Annotated in this window: 21 protein-coding genes; 3 read left to right on the top strand and 18 right to left on the bottom strand. The window is 46.8% G+C overall.

Features of this window, described 5'->3' with window-relative positions; all coding sequences use genetic code 11:
• Window positions 1–3 precede the first annotated feature (3 nt).
• The 8 genes from KNP98_RS04775 to KNP98_RS04740 all read right to left on the bottom strand — a co-directional run bounded on the left by KNP98_RS04775 (window position 4) and on the right by KNP98_RS04740 (window position 8,190).
• Window positions 4–1,731, bottom strand: coding sequence for a sensor histidine kinase (locus KNP98_RS04775; protein ID WP_088838458.1), 1,728 nt, complete (start codon window positions 1,729–1,731; stop codon window positions 4–6).
• Between the two features lie 2 nt (window positions 1,732–1,733).
• Window positions 1,734–2,450 carry a response regulator transcription factor gene (locus KNP98_RS04770; protein WP_088836699.1) on the bottom strand — a complete coding sequence of 239 codons (717 nt, stop codon included), beginning with the start codon at window positions 2,448–2,450 and terminating at the stop codon, window positions 1,734–1,736.
• A gap of 221 nt (window positions 2,451–2,671) precedes the next feature.
• Window positions 2,672–3,838 (bottom strand): c-type cytochrome biogenesis protein CcsB, encoded by a 1,167-nt coding sequence (gene ccsB / locus KNP98_RS04765; RefSeq protein WP_285800502.1) that lies wholly within the window; start codon window positions 3,836–3,838, stop codon window positions 2,672–2,674.
• Window positions 3,835–5,373 carry a cytochrome c biogenesis protein ResB gene (gene resB, locus KNP98_RS04760; RefSeq protein WP_251131920.1) on the bottom strand — a complete coding sequence of 513 codons (1,539 nt, stop codon included), beginning with the start codon at window positions 5,371–5,373 and terminating at the stop codon, window positions 3,835–3,837. Before resB ends, ccsB begins: the two co-directional genes overlap by 4 nt.
• A gap of 21 nt (window positions 5,374–5,394) precedes the next feature.
• The gene (locus KNP98_RS04755) at window positions 5,395–5,985 is read right to left on the bottom strand and encodes a redoxin domain-containing protein (protein WP_029333174.1); all 591 of its coding nucleotides are present in this window, start codon (window positions 5,983–5,985) and stop codon (window positions 5,395–5,397) included.
• A gap of 126 nt (window positions 5,986–6,111) precedes the next feature.
• Window positions 6,112–6,873, bottom strand: coding sequence for a pseudouridine synthase (locus KNP98_RS04750; RefSeq protein WP_014969990.1), 762 nt, complete (start codon window positions 6,871–6,873; stop codon window positions 6,112–6,114).
• Window positions 6,873–7,445, bottom strand: a complete 573-nt coding sequence (scpB, locus tag KNP98_RS04745; RefSeq protein ID WP_029333173.1) for an SMC-Scp complex subunit ScpB — start codon at window positions 7,443–7,445, stop codon at window positions 6,873–6,875. Before scpB ends, KNP98_RS04750 begins: the two co-directional genes overlap by 1 nt.
• A complete protein-coding gene (locus KNP98_RS04740; protein WP_088836696.1) occupies window positions 7,435–8,190 on the bottom strand; it encodes a segregation/condensation protein A in 756 nt (251 codons plus the stop codon). The genes scpB and KNP98_RS04740 overlap by 11 nt, the downstream gene beginning before the upstream one ends.
• 94 nt (window positions 8,191–8,284) lie before the next feature.
• Between KNP98_RS04740 and KNP98_RS04735 the strand changes: the two genes are divergently transcribed.
• The gene (locus KNP98_RS04735; protein ID WP_029333171.1) at window positions 8,285–8,758 is read left to right on the top strand and encodes a DUF309 domain-containing protein; all 474 of its coding nucleotides are present in this window, start codon (window positions 8,285–8,287) and stop codon (window positions 8,756–8,758) included.
• A gap of 20 nt (window positions 8,759–8,778) precedes the next feature.
• Here the strand turns inward: KNP98_RS04735 and KNP98_RS04730 are convergent, their stop codons facing one another.
• The 10 genes from KNP98_RS04730 to KNP98_RS04685 form a co-directional block, all read right to left on the bottom strand.
• Window positions 8,779–9,126, bottom strand: a complete 348-nt coding sequence (locus KNP98_RS04730) for a GNAT family N-acetyltransferase (protein ID WP_088836695.1) — start codon at window positions 9,124–9,126, stop codon at window positions 8,779–8,781.
• 151 nt (window positions 9,127–9,277) lie between these two features.
• Window positions 9,278–9,808, bottom strand: a complete 531-nt coding sequence (locus KNP98_RS04725) for a type 1 glutamine amidotransferase domain-containing protein (protein ID WP_214801559.1) — start codon at window positions 9,806–9,808, stop codon at window positions 9,278–9,280.
• 97 nt (window positions 9,809–9,905) lie between these two features.
• Window positions 9,906–10,343: a peptidylprolyl isomerase gene (locus tag KNP98_RS04720; RefSeq protein WP_088836693.1), complete on the bottom strand. Its 438-nt coding sequence runs from the start codon at window positions 10,341–10,343 to the stop codon at window positions 9,906–9,908.
• A 106-nt stretch (window positions 10,344–10,449) separates the two neighbouring features.
• A complete protein-coding gene (locus tag KNP98_RS04715) occupies window positions 10,450–11,454 on the bottom strand; it encodes a S66 family peptidase (protein WP_214810792.1) in 1,005 nt (334 codons plus the stop codon).
• 97 nt (window positions 11,455–11,551) lie between these two features.
• Window positions 11,552–12,853 carry a pyrimidine-nucleoside phosphorylase gene (locus KNP98_RS04710; protein ID WP_088836691.1) on the bottom strand — a complete coding sequence of 434 codons (1,302 nt, stop codon included), beginning with the start codon at window positions 12,851–12,853 and terminating at the stop codon, window positions 11,552–11,554.
• Between the two features lie 26 nt (window positions 12,854–12,879).
• A complete protein-coding gene (locus tag KNP98_RS04705) occupies window positions 12,880–13,692 on the bottom strand; it encodes a purine-nucleoside phosphorylase (RefSeq protein WP_029333165.1) in 813 nt (270 codons plus the stop codon).
• A 20-nt stretch (window positions 13,693–13,712) separates the two neighbouring features.
• Window positions 13,713–14,885: a phosphopentomutase gene (deoB, locus tag KNP98_RS04700; RefSeq protein ID WP_088836690.1), complete on the bottom strand. Its 1,173-nt coding sequence runs from the start codon at window positions 14,883–14,885 to the stop codon at window positions 13,713–13,715.
• A 116-nt stretch (window positions 14,886–15,001) separates the two neighbouring features.
• On the bottom strand, window positions 15,002–15,886 hold the full coding sequence (xerD, locus tag KNP98_RS04695; protein WP_088836689.1) for a site-specific tyrosine recombinase XerD: 885 nt from the start codon (window positions 15,884–15,886) through the stop codon (window positions 15,002–15,004).
• A gap of 124 nt (window positions 15,887–16,010) precedes the next feature.
• Window positions 16,011–16,493 (bottom strand): ferric iron uptake transcriptional regulator, encoded by a 483-nt coding sequence (fur, locus tag KNP98_RS04690; protein ID WP_214810790.1) that lies wholly within the window; start codon window positions 16,491–16,493, stop codon window positions 16,011–16,013.
• Window positions 16,494–16,595: 102 nt separating this feature from the next.
• Complete coding sequence (locus tag KNP98_RS04685; RefSeq protein WP_088836687.1) at window positions 16,596–17,126, bottom strand: NUDIX domain-containing protein; 531 nt, start codon at window positions 17,124–17,126, stop codon at window positions 16,596–16,598.
• A 198-nt stretch (window positions 17,127–17,324) separates the two neighbouring features.
• On the opposite strand from KNP98_RS04685, the gene KNP98_RS04680 reads away from it, so the two are divergent.
• Window positions 17,325–18,179 (top strand): aldo/keto reductase, encoded by an 855-nt coding sequence (locus tag KNP98_RS04680; RefSeq protein ID WP_088836686.1) that lies wholly within the window; start codon window positions 17,325–17,327, stop codon window positions 18,177–18,179.
• 68 nt (window positions 18,180–18,247) lie between these two features.
• Complete coding sequence (locus KNP98_RS04675) at window positions 18,248–18,904, top strand: type 1 glutamine amidotransferase domain-containing protein (RefSeq protein ID WP_029333159.1); 657 nt, start codon at window positions 18,248–18,250, stop codon at window positions 18,902–18,904.
• The last annotated feature ends 169 nt before the right edge of the window (window positions 18,905–19,073 follow it).

The raw sequence follows: 19,073 nt of genomic DNA, 5'->3' as shown, positions 1-19,073 counted from the left end.
GAATCAGAGAGTTCGCTTCCTTTGTTTTTTCGGTAATCGAATTCGGAATGTCGAGCCTTCGCCGAGCTGGCTCTCGACTTCGACCTCCCCTTCATGGGATCGGACAACGTTCACGACAATCGCGAGACCGATCCCTGTCCCTGTCTTGCCACGCGTCCTTGCTTTGTCCGCCTTATAGAAACGATCAAAAACGAACGGGACATCTTCTTCCGGAATTCCTGTACCGGAATCAATTACGGATAGGAATATGTTTTCCCTATCTTCCGTAATGTTAATCTCGATTTGACCATCCTCGGTGTAACGAAGCGCATTGCCGAGTAAGTTCGTCAACACTTGCTCCATTTGATCGGGATCCGCCTCGAACTCGACGTTCGGTCCGACGACGTCAAACGATACACGTTTGTCGCGTCCCATTTGCTTGAATTTTTTAATCATCCGTTTTGCAAACGGGACTGCTTCCATCGGTTCAATCCGTAACTCTTGATGACCTGCCTCCATTCGGGCAAGATCGAGTAAATCATTGACGAGACGCGATAGACGTTGCGACTCATCATAAATGATTGAAGCAAATTCTTTTGTCGCTTCATCGCTTTCCGTCATCCCGTCGACGATCGCTTCCGAGTACCCTTGGAGCATGACGAGCGGTGTCCGCAATTCATGACTGACGTTCGCAACGAAGTCGGCGCGCATCTTCTCGAGCTGCTGCGCTTCTGTCATGTCCCGTAAAACGGCAACAGCACCAATCTGCTCTTCGTGCTCAAGTAACGGACTGACGATAATAATGTAATAACGACCTTCCCGTTCAAAGGAAACAGTCATTTCTGTCTCTGTCCGCATGACGGTCTTGAACAAATCAATCAGTTCTTCCGGAACCGGTGCCCCTGCCAAAAAATCTTCTGCCGGCGGATTTGTCGCGAGCAACTCCCCGGAATCAGAGAACGTCAAGACGCCATCTGCCATACAGCGTAAAATGGATGACAACAGATGTCGTTCTTTATCGAGATCCGTGACATATTGATTCAATTGGCTGCTCATTTCATTGAATGCCAACGCCAAGTCCCCGATTTCATCGCGTGAACGTTGCGTCAGACTTTGGTCGAACTTTCCTTCTCCGGCTTCGACGACAGCTTGACGAATCGTCCGCAGCGGCGCCGTAATGCGCGTCGAGAGGAAGAAGGCGAATACGGTTGTCCCGATGATCGCAAGCAGGACACAGAGTTGAATGATCTGCCTCGCGCCTTCATTCGCCTGTTCGATGTTCGTCAGTTCTTCAATCAAATACGTCGTTCCCGCCTCACTTGATGTGACGAGCGGGGCACGATAGGCGAGTGCTGCCTTGCCATTGAATACTTCATAGTTCCCAATCGCCGTCTCGCCCTCTTCACCGTCAACTGCTTTCCAGTTCTGACGCTCGAGCTCCTTAATCATACGTCGTGCCTTTTCCTCTGAAATATTCGTTTGAATCGTTTCGTCCTTCGTTGTCGCAATCAACGTCGCCCCGTAAATATCCGTAATTTCGACGGCGGTCGCCGACCCTTCCTCTAGCCCATCGTGCGCTTGGAAAACGGTCTCGACTTGTTGACCTAGCTTCGCGAGATGTCCTCGTTCTTGTTCAATGTGAAACGAGTTAAAAAATTCGAGCAACAAAATCGTCAAAGCAATTAAAACGACAGAAACGAGCAGTAAAATCGTTCCCCATAATTTGATGACGACACTCTGTAACCACTTCATCGTCAAGCAGGACTATTCTCGAATTTGTAACCGACACCCCAGACTGTCGTGATCATCTGAGCCGCGCTCGGTGACAAGCGGTTTAGTTTTTCCCGCAATCGCTTAACGTGTGTGTCGACCGTCCGCAAATCACCAAAGAATTCATAATTCCAGACCTCTTTTAATAACTGTTCCCGTGAAAAGACTTTATCCGTCTGCTTCGCGAGGAAGTAGAGCAATTCGTATTCTTTTGGCGTCAAGTTGACTTCTTGCCCTTCGACCGTCACGCGGTGCGCATCATTATCAATCGTCAGATGTGGGAAGACGATAACATCTTTTGTTTTCGCATCCGTATGCAAGAACTTCGTTGCGCTGGCACGTCGCAGAATGGCCTTGACCCGAAGCACGACTTCGCGTGGACTGAACGGTTTAACGATATAATCGTCCGCTCCCATTTCAAAACCATGAACACGATTCGTTTCTTCCCCTTTTGCCGTCAACATGACGATCGGCGTCGCTTTTGTTTTGCGCAACTCTTCACAGACCTGCATACCATCGAGCTTCGGCATCATCAAATCAAGTAGAATGACATCATATTCCGTTTCAAGCGCCATTTCGAGCGCCATCTCACCATTGTCTGCTTCCTCAATCGTAAAGTTCTCCCGTTCGAGGTACATTTTTAATAAGCGTCGAATCCGTTCTTCATCATCGACGACTAAAATACGAGCTTCTTCTGACATCGGTTGATTCCTCCCATAAACTAGTCTCTCTTCTCTATCCTACTACTCTTTTAGTATACTATGAAACAAAAAGAAAAAACTTCCCTAACCGGTTAGACAGAAAAGGGTGATTGATTCATTTCATGTTTCCTTTAAAATCAAATATTTGATGCTTGGACGAAGAAAGGGAGTCACTGATCGATGTCATTCATCGATCGGTGACTCCCTGTTTCATTTTTTAGTCAGGCGTAAGAATGAAGACCTGCGACAACGAGGTTGACGAACACCAGGTTGAACATGATGACCCCAAACCCACCGACACACAACCAGGCTGATTTTTTACCGATCCAGCCACGCTGAATGCGCATGTGCAGGTAGAAGACGTAGAATAACGCCGTAATCAATGCCCAAACCTCTTTCGGGTCCCAGCCCCAATAGCGGCTCCATGCCATCTGCGCCCAAATCATCGCAAAAATCAAACCGCCCAGGATGAAGACCGGTAAGCCGATCGCAATTGCACGATAGCTGATTTCATCTGCTGTTTCTAAGTCGATTTTACGGGCGATCGGTTTTAAGCTTTCCGCAAGACGCTTCCGTAAGATGACAAATCGAAGGAGTACGTACAAGACAAGACCACCGATCAGTGACCAAAGAACTGTATTGACTTTGTTCGCGTTCAAGAAGTTCGGCAGTTCGACGACTGCGCCCGATCCTGAAATGACTTTTCCGCCTTCCGGACCAGTCAACACGGGCATCGTATAGTCGTGTTGCATCGTCGCGCCGTTTTTCGCAACATATTCAATCGTCGCATTCGTCGAAAGCGCGTTAAATAACAATCCGACAAGAATATAACCGACCACGCATGTTAACGAAAACATGACGACTTCAAGCCACGTCCGTGTTTTTGATTCTTTTCTGAAATCTGTTGCGTGAATCAGGTAAAGTAATCCTGTCGCAAAGCTGACCGCGAGGATTCCTTCGCCAAGTGCAGCTGTCGTGACGTGAATTTTCAACCAGACACTTTGAAGTGCCGGAATGAGTGGTTGGACCTCATCCGGGAACATCGACGCATAGGCGATGACGAGCAAAGCGACCGGCATCGCGACTAATCCTAAAACGTTGTTCCGGTAAATCCCGTAGACGATCAGGAAACCAAGAACCATCATCATCCCGAAGAATGTCGTATATTCATATAAGTTCGACACAGGAACGTGCCCCGCTCCTGCCCAGCGTGTAAAGAAATAACCAAGTTGTGTCGTAAATCCAATAATCGCGAGCGTAAAGGCAATCTTACCTGACCGGCTCGGTCCCTTTTTCCCACTCGTCGCAACCGCAAAAAATCCGGTACTGATGAGATACAAGATAAACGATGTCAGCAGTAAATTCCCACTCAAGTTAAGCAAATTCATTCTGATTCCCCCTCTTCCCGCAACTTCTGCCGGTCTTCTAGTTGAGGAAGACCTACTTCTGTCAAGGCGAGATTGGCTTCTTTTTGAAGCCCTAACGCATTCTTGTTCGTAAAGCCGGCAATGTTAATCCGACCGTTTGTTTCTCTAATCCAAAGGCGACGATGCGGCCAGTACATGCCGATGAGCAGACCCGCCATAAAGATTACTCCACCGACGAACAGGAACGGCAGCGTCAAATCTTTTTTAATCCGCACTCCCGAGATGTTCGACAGTTCAGTCCCGGCAAAGCCCATCTTGTATTGATTTTCGTCCCCGCCGACATTGAGCTTAATCCCGATCAGACTCCGTTCGCCTTCCGGGTGCTCCGGTGACTTGATGTTAAAGACGAATGCCGGATTGACCGGCCGTGAAGAATTTGTCGTCGGTTTTCCGTCTTTGACGACGAAGTCCGGTAAAAAGTCTTTTAACTCGACTTCGTACCCATCCTTCAATTCATACGTCGAGTCCGGGTTGCGTAAATCGACTTCAATCGTATCGACAACTTTTCCGGTTTTTTGATTTTCGATATTAAACGACATCGTTTTGAATTCAGGATCTGCCGCATATTGTTCTTGGAAGACTTGGTAGTTTTCGAATTCAAACGGTTTGTTAACGGCCGTTTCACCAGATTTCACTTTTTCAAGTTCCGGTTTAAAATCATCCGTCATGCCCGTCTTTTTATACAACGTCATTTTCGTATCGTAGTTTTTCGGAACACTACCACCCGCTCGTTTCAACGCTTCACTGAATTTCGCGTCGACCTTTTCCGGGTCATAAAATTCGATATTGAAGGCATTGTTTTCAAGGTAATACTCGTTGTCCGTCGCTTCGATCGGCAACGTTTCACCTTCACGAAGCCACAGCAACTCATCTTCATGCATCCCTGGTACAATCCGTAACATCGCGCCACCAAAGAATAAGACGAGTCCGATGTGATTGATGTATGGACCCCAACGTCCAAACCGTTGTTTTTCTGCTAATAAAGCGCCGTCCTGTCGACGGATTTTATAGCCTTTCTTTTTTAACAACGGCTCAATCGCGTCAATTTGTTTTACCGTTCCAGCCGTCTCAGCGCCAAATCGCTGACCGCCCATAAAACGGTCAGACTGGATGACCGGTTGTTTCTTCAACGCTCGATAGAGCGGGAAGAAGCGGTCGATCGATACGATGATGATAGATAAAAGTAATAAGGTGATCAGTCCGATGTACCACCACGATTCAAAGAGATTATGAAATCCTAATGCATAGTAGATATCGCCTGCCGTACCGTATTCCTTACCATAAAATTCTTCTGGCGGTGTCGCTTGCGGGATATACATTTCCTGCGGGAAAATCGTCCCGACACCACTTGCGAGAATGATTAAGCCAATCAACCACAGTCCGACTTTAACGGAAGAGAAGAATGTCCATGTTCGGTCAATCCACGACTGTTTTTTTCGTTTTGAACGAAGCTCTGCTTCTTCATAACGCATGTCCAGTTGCTTATATTCCTGCATCATCAATTCCCCCTCGATGCGTTACTCGTTTGCTTTTTTAATCATTTCTTCCAACTTCGCCTGATCAATTTCACCCTCATACTTTTCGACGACTTCGCCTTCTTTATTAATGATGAATGTGACCGGTAAGTTATAAATGCCGTACGCTTTCTCGACGGAACTGTTCGTATCCATCAAAATCGGATAGTCCGTTCCACCAATTTCCTTGATGAAGCTCGAGACGCGAACCGGTGTTTCGCCGACATTGACGGCTACAAAATTGACATTTTCATCTTGCATCATGCTGTAGTTGTCGTTAATCAATGGCATCTCTTTTTTACACGGTTCACAAAACGTGCCCCAAAAATTAAGCAAGAGTCCTTTTCCAGCATACTCATCCATCGAGTGTTGTTTCTCACCATACAAGTCGACGAGCGTAAAGCCAGGTGCATCGTCTCCCGCCATGACACGACCATTTTTATCGCGTGTCGCTTGATCGACGAACTGCATGATGACGACCGCACCAGCAAACAAGACGATCGTCATGATCATCAGTCGCCAGAATGAGCGTTTCTTCTTTTTTTGTTTAGCGGCTTCGAGCCGCTCTTCCGGGTTTTGCTTCGTTTTTTTCATGTTATACCGCCTCCACCCATATTGTACTTGAAATCGCTTAAATGTTGAGACAATGTGAAATACGTTAATTGTTTTGTCACAAAAAAAGAAAACTCAACCTATAGGATGAGCTTTCCGCTTTACAAATTAACGTTTTTTTGTGTTCTTACGTCTTTTCGTAGGTGGCGCGACGGGATCCGCTAGCTCACGCAATTGATTGACTTCTTTTTTTGAAAGTTCACGCCAGTCTCCTGAAGTGAGTCCAGCTAACGTCAAGAATCCGAATTGCTCCCGCTTCAACTTGATGACTTCTGCGCCGAGTGTTTCGACCATCTGACGGACTTGACGGTTATGTCCTTCGTAGATGACCATCTCGAGGATTGCCGTATTCTTTTTCTTGTCGACATCACGCATTTCGACGCGTGCTTTGCCTGTCTTGAATCCGTCCGGTAAGACGACACCCTTTTCCAGACCTTTGACGTGGTAATAATCCGGCACGCCTTTGATTTTAACGATGTAACGCTTCGGTACTTTGTATTTCGGGTGCAGTAAGAGGTTTGAAAATTCACCGTCATTCGTCAATAAAAGTAAGCCGCTCGTATTGTAGTCAAGACGACCGACCGGGAAAACACGATGGCCCGGCGGCACAAGATCAACAACCGTTTTACGTCCCTTATCATCTTCAACCGTCGAGACGACACCTGTCGGCTTATACAGCATATAGTAGACATGCTCTTCCCGTTCGAGCTTGACGCCGTCGACTTCGACTTCAGCACGTCCGCCGACTTTCGTTCCAAGCTCTGTGATGACTTTTCCGTTGACCTTGACGCGACCTTCTGTAATTAATTCTTCTGCTTTGCGTCGTGATGCGACACCAGCTTGTGCGATAATTTTTTGTAGACGTTCCATTAATTTATTCTCTCCTCTAGTGACGGTTCATTCCTGAAAAATAGATCGCCATCCGCTTCGAACGTTTCTTCGAATTCGAGCGGAGGTAACTCCTCGATACTATTGAGACCAAAATGGTCCAAGAAATGATCGGTCGTTTTATACAATTTAGCTCGCCCGACGCCTTTCGCGCGTCCAGCTTCTTCAATTAACCCTTTTGCACTGAGCGTATGAATGACACGCTCGGTCTTGACGCCGCGAATGACTTCGATGTCTGCACGCGTGACAGGCTGCTTGTAGGCGATGATGACGAGCGTCTCCATCGCAGCACGAGACAAACTGTCTTCCGCGAGTGATCCCGCGTAGGCTTGAACGTACGGTGACATCTCTTTTCGTGTCACCATCTTAAAGACGCCACCGGACTCAACAATTTGAAGGACACGTCCTTCCGACTCAAACAATTGCTGGACCGCATGCAGTTGTTCGCGCGCTGCTGCTTCACTGATTTCAAGCACTTGGCTCAGGCCACGTGGATCGATGCCATCATCTCCGACGACAAACAATAGACTTTCAATGATTCGATCATACGCCAATCGGATTCTCCTCCTTCGCCAAGGTCCGTAATAAAATATCGTCGTTCATCTGCTCGCAAGCAATGACCCGTTGTTTGACGAGTTCAAGGACAGCAAGAAAACTGACGACGAGTTCTTCGACTGTCGGTTGTTCCGTAAAGAAGCCAAAAAAGGTCGTCCGTTCTCGCGACAGTACATATTCTGATACATGAACCATCTGTTGCTCCAGTGTCCGTTCCTCACGTTTGACCGTCTTCGACCGTCTCACTTTCCAGGCAACACGTTGTCGCATTTTTTCATAGGCACGCAACAAATCACTAAATGATAACGTTCCGTTATAGTCATTTGTTTCTGTATCCAGATAACGCAACAGGTCTTCCGGTTGTTTTGAAAAAAGCTCGAGTCGTGCTTCTTCCTTTTCCTTCAACACAACCGCTGCTTCCTTATACGCTTTGTACTCAATCAATTGTTGAATCAAACCTTCTCGCGTCGGCTCCTCATCAAAATCAGGAACCTCCTCGAACTCCGATTGTTCAATCGGTAACAGCTGTTTACTTTTCAGTTGCAAGAGCGTCGCAGCCATGACAAGATATTCACTAGCAACATCGAGTTCAAGATGCTGCATAGCTCGAATATAGGACACATATTGATCCGTCACGATTGAGACGGAAATATCGTAAATGTCGATTTCTAGTTTCCCAATCAAGTGTAACAGTAAATCCAAAGGGCCTTCAAACGCATCCATCTTCACACTATATGATTCCATGATTCTCCCTGCCCATCAACGTTTTTTGCGCCTTAGTATACCATACATCGTTACTGTTCGACTATGCTATATTAAAAGGAAAGGAGGTGCTCTCATGCACCCGATCGAACAATTTACTTTCGAATTCAATATACAAGAAGATTACTTCGAATGCCATGAAGTATTAGAAGAACTTTGGCAAGCCGGCAATCGGACGGACGAATCACTCGTCGCTTTGATTCAATTAGCCGTCGCCCGGTATCATCACCGGCGCGGTAATGTGACCGGCGCGATGCGAACCTATCCGAAAGCCTTTCAAAAAATCGAACGGCATGCAGCGTCAATTACCCAACTCGGCATCGATGCCACGCAACTGCTTACGTTAAAGTCCGCTTTTATGGAGCCGGAATACCGGAGAATCCATTTACCAGTAGACGAAAGACTCGAACAACGAATGAAGACCCAATCACTCGAACCGCTTGATCGAACCTTTTTAATCGACAAACACCGGTTACGAAACCGGCAAGACGTCATCGACGCAAGGCAAGCCGCACTTAAAAATCGCGGGAAATGGAAAAACCGGCCCTGAAATAAACGGACCGGTTTTTTTCATTGATTTTTCCACTTTTCAACAAGACGACTTGTTTCTTCAGTCGAGCCGATGATATCGAGACGCATCATCTTCGCCGCAGCGTCGAGTAATGTGTACGACATCCGCTCCCCGCGGAACGATGGAGACAATGCGATGTGGCTCAATTCAGCGTGGCCATCCACTAATTGAAAACCGATCACTCCTACGAAGTCTTCATCCTGTTTGTAAAGATACAATTGACGATCTTCTTCTTGTTCATAGGCTTGAACCGTTTCAAGCAAATACTTCGGATCCTTCACTTCACACGAAAAGGCGATTAACCCCATCGCGGTCCGTTCATTCAGCTTCTTATATTTTACTAGCATCTGATTCTACACCTTCCTAATTTCAACAACTCTCAGGACCATGAACGACTGAGACTCATTTATTCTACACCTTATCGGCTAGAATTACTTCATTTTTTTGTCGAGAAGGACAAAAAGAAGGAGTGAATCACTTCACCCCACCTTTTCCGAATTATGACTTCGACTTTTCTAACACGGCGATGAATTCACGCATATAGTCAGGTAGATCGGGCGGTCTCCGACTTGAGACGATGTGTCCGTCGACGACGACCGGCTCATCGTGCCACACTGCGCCCGCATTCGTCATGTCGTCTTTAATCCCCGGCGTACTCGTGACGTTGACACCTTTGAGTACATCTGCTGAAATTAAAACCCATCCCGCATGACAGATTTGACCAATCGGCTGTTTTTGTTCGTCGAAGTGTCGGACCATTTTCAAGACCGAATCAAACCGCCGTAATAAATCCGGTGACCAACCACCCGGAACGAGAATCGCGTCGTAGTCTGCTGGATTAATGTCAGCAAACGCGATGTCGGAGACGATTGGAACACCGTATTTCCCGATATACTTTTCATTTGCTTTCTCACCCACGATGTCGACCGTTGCCCCTTCTTCACGTAACCGGTGGACCGGGTACCATAACTCTAAATCCTCAAAATCATTACTGACGAGTTGAATCACTTTTTTACCTTTTAAACGCATCATGAAACGCCTCCTGAAATTCTATTTGTGCCTTATTATCTGTTCCCTTAGTCTAAAAAACAAAAACTCCCCTTCTAGTTGAAGAGGAGTCAGACACTTATGCTTCTACGCGAATTTCTTTAATGCCTGCGCCTTGCTTCATTTTTTGAGCATGCTCAAGTCCTGAAGTGACTTGTCCGAAGACTGTATGCACACCGTCAAGGTGCGGTTGCGGCTCGTGGACGACGAAGAACTGACTCGAACCTGTGTCGCGACCAGCGTGCGCCATCGAGAGTGAACCTGCTTTATGTTTGTGCGGGTACGAAGTTGACGTTTCACATGGGATTGTTTTCCCAGAACCGCCTGTACCGTTCCCGATTGGGCAGCCGCCTTGTGAGACGAAGCCCGGGATGACACGGTGGAAGTTCAATCCATCGTAGAAGTTCGAGTTCGCAAGGCTCTCGAAGTTTTCTGTTGTAATCGGTGCATCGTCGTTAAAGAGTTCAAAATCAATTTTATTTCCGTCTTCTAATAAGATATATCCAGTTTTTTGCATTGTATACCAACCTTTCGCGCTTTTCAGCTAATGGTGTTCGTCACAAGCAACTTGTGACTCCATGGAACAGTGTACCAAATTTTTTCGGAAAACGCAGGTTTTTTACTCAGTTGACGGCAGAATCTACTATTTCAATTTCAATTTCATCACCGACACGAACGGAAGCTGTTACACCGAGTGGCAATGTCAGAACCGGATCCGTATGACCGAAGTCAGCGTCGAGGACAATCGGGAAGTCGTAGCCGCGTGTTGCCCGTAAAATGATGTCTTTCAATGTAAAGTCCGGATCAAAATCGACCTGACTCTCGAACCGGCCGATAACGAGTGCTGAAATCTCATCATACACACCAAGATGCCGCAACTGTGTAAAATAACGGTCGATCGTTTCCGGTGTTTCGCTTCCGTCATCTTCGAGCATCAAGACAACATCTTCGAAAGACGGCATATACGATGTACCTGCAAGTAACAAGAGTGTGCCACAGTTTCCGGCAAGAATCGGTCCTGTCCCCTCGCCTGTACGACCAATCAACATCCCCGCATTCGGTTGTCGTTTTTTCGGACGGTCGTCATGTACGTCCCAGCGGAGTACTTCATCCGTCCACTCGAATGAGGCGACGATTTTCCCAATCGGTTCCGTCTGCATCAACGTTCGCTTGAACGACTGTTCAGTATAGTCGTCAAGACCGTCCAGTAGACCGAACTGCGGCAAAATCGCCGGCCCTAAAAACGTCGTCAAACCTGTTTTTGCATAAATCGCAGCATGCAGTGCCGTGATGTCACTATAGCCGAGTAAAATTTTCGGGTTGTCCCGAATCAAGTCATAATCGAGCTCATCTAACAGCTGATGCGAGTTGAAGCCGCCGATCGTCGCGATGATCGCTTTGACTTCCGGATCGCGAAACGCCATATGTAAGTCTTGCACCCGTTCGCCAATCGTTCCTGCCGTATGACTATGGACTGCCGTCGCATTCGGCATCACAAGGACCTGAAAGCCCATCCGTTCCAATGTTTCAATGCCGCGTTGCAATCGGCGCGGCACGTAGGCTGCAATCGCTGATGCGGGTGACACGATCGCGATTGTATCGCCTTCTTTTAATCGAGCTGGTTTCATCTTTTTTCCTCCTTCTTCTTTTGGAAAAACCTGACTTTCATCATAACAAAAAAAGTAGCAAATTGGGAAGAAGACCCAACTTGCTACTTTACATGATTTAATCGATGACAGCGTGAACGAGCGGACGTTCTTCCGGTTTCGTTTCACTGATATGATACGCATGATCCATTTTCTCAATTGCTTGATCAAGCGTTTCTTTATTCGAACGAAGTGTCGCGATGACATCGCCGACTTCAACACGATCGCCGACTTTTTTCAATAACGTGACGCTTGCTGCATGATCGATGACGTCTGTTTTCGTCGCTCGGCCCGCTCCAAGAATCATCGCTGCGACACCAACTTCATCGGCGATGATTTCAGAGACATAACCTGCTTTTGATGCCACGAAGTCTTTTTGGTATTTCGTTTCAAGTGCTTTTGACATATCGTCAACGAGTGACGCGTCGCCACCTTGCGCTGCGATGAACTTTTTAAAGACGTCGAGTGCTGCACCGTTCGCGAGGCGTGTCTCGAGATCGGCATACGCTTCGTCGAACGTCGGGTAGAACTCACCAAGGACTGCCATATGTGAGGCAATCGTCAAGGCGATGACTTTCAAGTCACGCACATCTTTACCTTGTAAGACTTCGATTGCTTCTTTGACTTCGTTTGCGTTCCCGATTTCGTTTCCGAGTGGCTGATCCATGTCCGTGATGACGGCAATCGTTTTCCGGTTGACACTTTTCCCGATTGAAACCATCTCTGTCGCAAGTGCTTTCGCGTCCTCAAACGACTTCATGAAAGCACCTGAACCCGTTTTAACATCAAGAACGATGCTATCAGCGCCGGCCGCAATTTTTTTCGACATGATTGAACTTGCAATCAACGGAATCGAATTGACTGTTGCTGTCACGTCACGTAATGCGTAAAGTTTTTTGTCAGCAGGTGTTAAGTTCCCGGTCTGACCGATGATTGCCATCTTGATGTCGTTGACTTGGCTGACGAAGGCTTCTTCCGATAATTCAACATCGAAACCAGGGAAGGCTTCCAATTTATCGATTGTTCCACCTGTATGACCAAGACCGCGTCCGCTCATCTTCGCAACCGGAATTCCGATTGACGCGACGAGTGGTGCAACAATCAGACTGATTTTATCGCCGACGCCGCCTGTTGAGTGTTTGTCGACTTTTTTGCCGTGAATCCGTGATAAGTCGATGACGTCACCTGATTCGACCATCGCCATCGTCAAATCTGCGATTTCACGATCTGACATCCCTTGATAAAAAATGGCCATCGACATCGCTGACATTTGATAATCCGGAACGTCCCCGTTCGTGAATCCTTCGACCATTGCTTTAATATCGGCTGTTGGTAACTCGCCGCCGTCTCGTTTCGTTGCAATCAAATCTACCATACGCATAATCTATTTCCTCCTCTAAGGTGTTGTTACATTTTTTTGATCGAACCACGAACGAGCGACAGGAAGTGTGCCCGGACCCGTTCCGTCGTTTCGATGACTTCATCGTGATGGAGCGGCTGATCTAAGATACCTGCTGCCATGTTTGATACACATGAGATTCCGAGTACGCGCATGTCTGAGTGACGTGCGACGATGACTTCAGGAACCGTCGACATGCCGACGACATCTCCACCAAGCATCCGTGCCATTTTGACTTCAGCCGGCGTTTCATATGTCGGACCGGTGTTGCCGAAGTAAACGCCTTGACGAACATTGATTCCGAGCTCATCTGCCGTCGCTTGGGCAAGTTCCAGTAATTCTTTATCATACGGCTTCGACATGTCCGGGAAACGTGGTCCCATCTCATCGACGTTTTTTCCGATCAACGGATTCGTTCCGAAGAAATTGATGTGATCTGTGATCAACATGAGATCTCCCGGTTCGAATGCTTCATTACAAGCACCCGCTGCATTCGTCACGATTAATGTTTCGACGCCGATTGCTTTCATGACACGAACTGGGAATGTGACCATTTCCATCGAGTAGCCTTCATAGAAGTGGAATCGTCCTTGCATCGCGACGACTTGTTTGCCTTCGAGCGTCCCGAAGACGAGTTGTCCCGCATGTCCTTCCACTGTCGAAACAGGGAAGTTCGGAATATCGCCATACGGAATCGCGATTGGATTTTCAATTTCATCAGCCAGTACGCCGAGACCTGATCCGAGAATCAAACCGATTTCCGGCTTTGCCTGCATTTTACTTTCTAAATATGAACGTGTTTCATTCCAGTTGACTGTCATCCAAAATCGCTCCTTTGAAATTAAAGTTCTGTTAAAAAGCTTTTTCCGTGTGCCGGCATTTTAACACCGAAGTTTGCAGCAACCGTCGCTCCAAGATCAGCAAATGTTGCACGCGTTCCTAAATCGTTTGCGACACCGCTCTTTTGGTACGCAAGAAGCGGGACGTACTCACGCGTGTGATCTGTTCCAGCGTGAATCGGATCGTTTCCGTGGTCAGCTGTAATGATTAAGAGATCATCTTCTTGCATCCGCTCGAATACTTCCGGGAGACGTGCATCAAATTCTTCAAGTGCATCCCCGTAACCTTGCGGGTCACGACGATGTCCGAACAAGGCATCGAAGTCAACAAGGTTCAAGAAGCAAAGCCCTGTGAAGTCACGTTCGAGTTGACCAACGAGTTGGTCCATTCCGTCCATGTTCGATTTCGTACGAATTGCATCCGTCACACCTTCACCGTCAAAGATGTCAGCGATTTTACCGAGCGAAATGACATCGAATCCAGCTGTCTCAAGCTCATTCATGACAGTCCGGTCAAACGGTTTTAAGGCATAGTCGTGACGGTTCGATGTCCGAACCCATGCGCCTTGCTCCCCAAGGAATGGACGTGCGATGATGCGACCGAGCATGTATGGATCGTCGCGCGTGATATCACGTGCATATTCACAAATTCGGTAAAGTTCTTCGAGTGGGACGACTTCTTCGTGAGCTGCAATCTGTAAGACAGAGTCAGCAGATGTATAGACGATCAATGCGCCCGTTTCGACGTGTTCTTGACCAAGCTCATCTAAGATTTCCGTACCAGAAGCTGGTTTGTTACCGATGATTTTCCGACCAGAGAATGCTTCAAGACGGTCAATCAAGTCAGCCGGGAATTTTTCAAAGACACGGAATGGTGTATCGATGCGAAGACCCATGATCTCCCAGTGTCCCGTCATCGTATCTTTCCCCGCCGATACTTCTTCCATTTTACCGTATGATGCGATTGGTGCGGCATCAGCCGAAACACCTTGAACGGCTTCAATATGCGCGAGACCAAGCTTTTCCAGGTTCGGAATATTCAAGCCATTCATATGCTCTCCGATGTGACCAAGCGTATGTGCTCCTAAATCTCCAAATTGTTCCGCATCGGGTGCTTCACCGATACCAACAGAATCCATGACGACTAAAAATACACGTTTGAATTGTTGTGCCATTTGTATTTCCTCCTAATACGTACTGTAATGAACGACTGCCCTAATGATTTTCCCACAAACCGACTAGACAAAACGCTTCATTTGTCTGAAGTCAGACCTTTGTTTTATAAGGAACATCATGCACGTGGATGATGATTCTTATAGACTTCATGTAACCGACCTTTGTTGACATGCGTGTACATTTGCGTCGTCGACAAGTCGGCATGACCGAGCATCTCTTGGACAACCCGTAAATCTGCACCATTTTCAAGTAGATGAGTAGCGAATGAATGACGGAGCACATGTGGCGTAATCTCTTTTTCAATACCCGCTTCTCTTGCACGTCGTTTAATCATCTTCCAAAAACCTTGTCGCGATAACCGGCTTCCCCGACTATTCAAGAAGACATAATCCGTTTGCTGGCCCCCTAAACTGTTTCGTGCTAATTCGAGATAGGTCGTGACGCTCTCAATCGCTGTCGTGCTGATTGGAATGATTCGCGTTTTGTTCCCTTTCCCAAGACACGATAAGTAACCGAGTTCGAGCTGCAGATCGTTTAACGTCAACTGTAGCAGTTCACTGACCCGCATACCGGTACCGTATAACAGTTCAAGCATCGCCGCATCCCGTCTGACGAGCGGATCGTTTCCGACCACGGAATCAAGCAACTTAACGACGTCCGTTTGACTCCAGACGACCGGGAGCTTTTTTTCTGGTTTCGGTAAATCCAAATGACGTGACGGATCACTCTCCACTTGACGCTCTTCGACCAAATATTGATGGAACGAACGGATCGAACTCGTCGCCCGTCTGACCGTCGACCGTGACTTTTGAGCGTTCAACAAGCTCTCGATATGGAGCACGATATGATGTCGTGTCACGAATTCAAGCGAAGTCACCCCTGCTTGTTCGAGCGAATGAAGATACTGGTTTAAATCATTTCGATAGGCTGCTGCCGTATTTCCTGACATTTGCCGTTCAATGACGAGATAGTTGATAAATGCTTCCAGTTGTTGTCTCACTGAATTCATCCTCTTGGCTTAAGAAATCGCTTACTTTCCCATCATATCAAAGGTGTAAACCGTTGTGAAGAGGTCTGACCTATATTTTCAAAAAGAAAAAACCGCCCTGTGTGTGGAAGGACGGTTAGATAGTTTGTGTTTGCGTTTGTTCAAGCGCTTCACGTGCATGACGCTCCTGACAAACACGGCAAACTCCGTGGAAGGTCAAGCGATGATCTTTAATTTTAAAGTGAAACCGCGAGACGATTTCTTTTTCGACATCTTCTAACATATCATCTAAAATTTCTTCGACGGAACCACATTCGATACATACAAGGTGGTGATGCGAGTGACTCGCCCCTTCTTGTCGTAAATCGAATCGAGATACGCCATCTCCGAAGTTGACCTTATCGACGACTTCAAGCTCCGTCAATAATTCGAGCGTCCGGTACACGGTCGCGAGTCCAATATCAGAGTTTTTTTCTTTCACTAATAAAAAGACATTTTCAGCACTGAGGTGATCCGACTCATGTTCTAGCAGGATACGCACAGTCGCTTCACGTTGGGGAGTCAGCTTATATCCTTTACCGCTCAGCTGTTTTTTAATGCGTTCAACACGACTTTCCATCATAGCGCCCCCTTAGGTCGAAACTGATGCTTTTATCATAGCTGATTCTCAATCAATTTTCAAATTAAAATGATTATCAACTGAAAATCAACCAAATTAGAATCATTTTAATGTACGGATGTGCCAATGTTGAATCGCCATGATTGTTTTTGCATCGACAATCGTGCCATTTGCAATCAGTTCTAAGGCCCGGTCAAGTGACAATGTCTGGTTTTCAAGGAATTCATCTGCATCCAGCTGACGTTCACCAGCCGTCAAACCGATTGCTTCATATATATGTACGCGTTCGCTGCAAAATCCCGGTGCCCCGTAAAAATCGAAGACATGTTTCAATTCTTCTGCCGCGTAACCTGTTTCTTCTTTCAATTCTCTTCCGGCACAATCAATTGGATTCTCACCCGCCTCAAGTTTTCCCGCAGGAATTTCAATCGATAGCTGTTCGAATGCTTTGCGGTACTGCTCGACGACAATCAAATCACCTTTTTCATCAAAGGCGATGATGGCGACGGCTCCGTTATGATAAACGAGCTCGCGCACTGATGTATTACCGTTTGGTAAGCTGACGACATGCTTTTCGACATTAAAGACTTTTCCTTCATAAATGACTTCTCGTTCGATTGTTTTTTCTTCCATTCCGAACACCTCTTCCTTCTATAACTATCCGCGCCGTAATTTATTCTTCTTATTCAGTATGCCCGTTATCTGATTCCTGATGCAAGTTTGTTTTTTCAAACTCAAAATATGAAACAGTTCCTCAACAGGGGGGACCGAGAATTAAATATGATAAACTGTTCTGTAGTAGCACATATCGAAAGAAATGAGGGATTAGTCATGGGACTCGGATTAGGCACAATGACAATATTAAAACGCGGACAAGAAGAAGCAACAGAAATCCTCCGTACAGCGCTCGACGAAGGGGTCATTCATTTTGACACAGCGGACGTCTACGCGAACGGAGCCGTCGAATCGTTGATTGGACAGACATTTTCGCAAGAAGACCGCAGCCGGATTTTCCTCGCCTCTAAAGGCGGGAACCGAATGAATGCAACGGGAACGGGGTGGACGTGGGATCCGAGTTACGAGTACTTAAAACAAGCATGTCTTGAAAGTCTGAACCGACTCGAAACACCTTATCTCGATCTCTATTATGTCCACGGCGGAACGATGGAAGACGACCTCGATGCATCGATTCAAGCCGTGAAGGATTTAAAAGCAGACGGTAAGATTAAAGCCTATGGTCTTTCTTCTTTACGGCCGAACGTCATTAAGTATTGGCTCGAGCATAGTGATCTCGATTATTTGATGACACCTTACTCGTTACTCGATCGGCGCATCGAAGCACTCTTGCCTTTACTCAATGAAAAAAATGTCAAGGTCGTCGCTCGTGGTCCGCTCGCAAAAGGATTATTGACGACTGAGAGTACGTCGCGCCTCCAATCCGTTGACCAGTTCGAGCAATTTAATAAAGAACAACTCGAAGAAACATTGAATTTCTTACAAGACTACCCACTACCCGCGCTCGCTCTCCAAGCAATCGATCAACAAGCCGCAATCGTACTGCCTGGTGCGTCGAGCGTGTCGCAATTACAGGCCAATCTCAAGGCGATGCGGGAACCCGTCACGCTTGAACAAATCAATCACGTCCTGAAGACATTGCCGGTCCATCCTTATACAGCACATCAATAAGGTTTGAGTTTTAGCAAGCCGGGGAATCCTCTTATTTGTAACGTTAACCCTAGAGGAGGAATTTTATTATGGCACGTATTTTAATCGTTTCAACAAGCGCGGATGACATGAACGGACACGCAACAGGACTTTGGTTCGAAGAGTTTGCTGCACCGTTTAACTTATTTAATGAAGCAGGACATGACGTCACTGTTGTTTCTGTTAAAGGTGGCGACGTCCCAATCGATAAAGCATCACTCGTCAAAGAAATTCTGCCGAAGTTCCAAGACGCACGTAAAGCACTAAAAGATACAGCTTCACTCTCAACAGTCGATCCTTCATCGTTCGACGCTGTTTATTTCCCGGGTGGACACGGTGCGGTCGTTGACTTCCCGAACAATCCACAAGTTGCCGGTGCAATCGAAGCAATGGTCAAGAAAGACGGAATCGTCGCATCTGTTTGTCACGGACCTGCCGCTTTCGCTCACGTCATGATTGATGGCAAACCATTCGTCGAAGGTCGTCAAATCAACGGCTTTACAGATGAAGAAGAAAAATCAACAGGTCTTGAAGAGAAAGTTCCATTCTTACTCGAAACAACGTTGCGTAATGAAGGTGCAACGTTCTTGACTTCAGACGCAGGTAAAGAATTCGCAGTCATCGATGGCAACGTCATCACAGGTCAAAACCCAGCTTCAAGTGAAGCTGTCGCTAAATTGATCGTCGCTAAACTCGCGACTGTCTAAAATTTTAGTTGATGCTAAGCACTTCCACTGAACATCAGTGGAAGTGCTCAGCGTGTAGACAAACTAGATGGAAGGTCACTTGAATGTGATTTCCCATCTTTTTTTTTGCTCTCTCTTTCCTTCCTAATTGTCTTCCTGTGGCAAACATCGCGCCGCTACAGCAAAGCTG

The sequence above is a fragment of the Exiguobacterium sp. s127 genome, from assembly GCF_018618695.1.
Taxonomy (GTDB): domain Bacteria; phylum Bacillota; class Bacilli; order Exiguobacteriales; family Exiguobacteriaceae; genus Exiguobacterium_A; species Exiguobacterium_A oxidotolerans.
The sequence above is the reverse complement of the archived record's forward strand: the minus strand, read 5'-3'. Positions and strand labels throughout refer to the sequence as shown.